This is a genomic window from Streptomyces sp. NPDC051662, from assembly GCF_040681655.1.
In the GTDB taxonomy this organism is placed as follows: domain Bacteria; phylum Actinomycetota; class Actinomycetes; order Streptomycetales; family Streptomycetaceae; genus Streptomyces.
In genome coordinates, this window is record NZ_JBFAZD010000072.1 from 1 (window position 1) to 1,799 (window position 1,799).

Sequence of the window (1,799 nt, forward strand, 5' to 3'; positions counted from 1 at the left end):
CCCTCCACCGGCAACACACCACCCACCACCCCAACAACCCCACGCTCCACCTCATCCAACACATCCACCCCACCCACACACCCCGAAGGATCCTCGGCAGCGGCGGTCAGAACGCGGACGAGCCGCTCCGCGATCGAGCGGGCGGTGTCCCGGACGAAGAGGTCCGTGCGGTACTCCAGGCCCCCGCGCAGACCGGCGGGGCGGCCGTCGGCGCCGTGCCGCTCCTCCAACGTGAAGGAGAGATCGAACTTCGCCGCGCGGGTGCTCACCGGGTGCCGGGTGACGACGAGTCCGGGCAGCCGGCCGATCGTGTCCAGCGCGGACTGCCGGTCGGAGGTATCGACGCGCAGGGACACCTGGAACAGTGGGTGCCGGCCCAGTGATCGCTCCGGGTTGAGCGTGTCGACCAGCCTTTCGAAGGGGACGTCCTGGTGGTCGTAGGCCGCGAGGTCGGTGGCGCGGACCCGGTCGAGCAGCTCGCTGAACGTGGGGTCGCCGGAGGTGTCGGTACGCAGCACCAGCGTATTGACGAAGAAGCCGACCAGGTCCTCGACGGCCTCGTCGTCGCGTCCGGCCACCGGCGTGCCGATCGGCACGTCGGTCCCGGCACCCAGCCGGGACAGCAACGCCGCCAACGCCGCCTGCACCACCATGAACAGGCTGGCTCCACGGGCGTGTGCCAGCCGGAGCAGGCCCTCGTGCACCCGCGCGGGCACCGCGAAGTCGATCTCGTCGCCCTCCTCGGAGGCGATGGCGGGACGGGGGTGGTCGGTGGGCAGGGACAGTTCGGCCGGCAGGTCCGCGAGCGCGGCGGTCCAGTGGGCCAACTGGCGGGAGATCGGGGACTCCGCGTCGTCCTCGGAGCCGAGGCGGGCGCGCTGCCACAGGGTGTAGTCGGCGTACTGGACGGGGAGCGGTGCCAGGTCGGGGGCCCGGCCCTCGGCCCGTGACGCGTAGGCGGTGACGAGGTCGCGGGCCAGCGGCTCCAAGGACCAACCGTCCGCGGCGACGTGGTGGACCACGAGGAGCAGCACGTGTTCCTGGGGTGCGAGGGCGAACAGCCGGGCTCGCAACGGCGCGTCGGTGGTCAGGTCGAGGCCGGTACGGGCCGCCTCGGCGAGCCGTTCGGAGAGCCGTTCCTCGGTGATGTCCTCGACGGGCAGGCCGGGCAGGGCCTCCGCCGGGGTCAGCACTTTCTGGTACGGACCGTCGGGGCCCTCGGCGAAGACGGTACGCAGCGACTCATGGCGTTCGACGAGGTCGAGCAGCGCGGCGCGCAGGGCGCCGCGGTCCACTTCACCGGACAGCCGCAGAGCCGCCGGGATGTTGTAGGCGGGGCTGGGGCCGTGCAGGTGCTGGAGGAACCACAGCCGCTGCTGCGCGTACGAAAGCGGTACGCGCTCGGGCCGGGGCTCGGCACGGGTCAGCGCGGTGCGTGCACCGTCGGCGGATGTGAGCCGCCGGGCCAGTTCGGCGACGGTGGGCGACTCGAAGAGCGCACGTACCGACAGTTCGGCCTTGAGGGAGCCGCGGATGCGGCCGATGAGGCGGGCGGCGAGCAGGGAGTGGCCGCCCAGGGCGAAGAAGTCGTCGTCGACGGAGACCTCGGGCACGTCCAGGACCTCGGCGAACAGCGCGCAGAGAATCTCCTCGCGTGGACCGCGCGGCGCTCGGCCCCCGGGGGCGGCGCTCAGATCCGGTGCGGGCAGGGCGCGTTGGTCGGTCTTGCCGTTGGGGGTCAGAGGCAGGGCATCGAGCGGCACGATCGCCGCGGGCACCATATGGCCCGGCAGCACCCG

1 protein-coding gene is annotated in these 1,799 nt (G+C 72.6%); it reads right to left on the bottom strand.

All coding sequences use genetic code 11. The features are described from left to right. Window positions 1-1,799 (bottom strand): condensation domain-containing protein (locus tag AB0M67_RS41570; protein ID WP_365753411.1); only part of this gene is annotated, 1,799 nt, incomplete at both ends.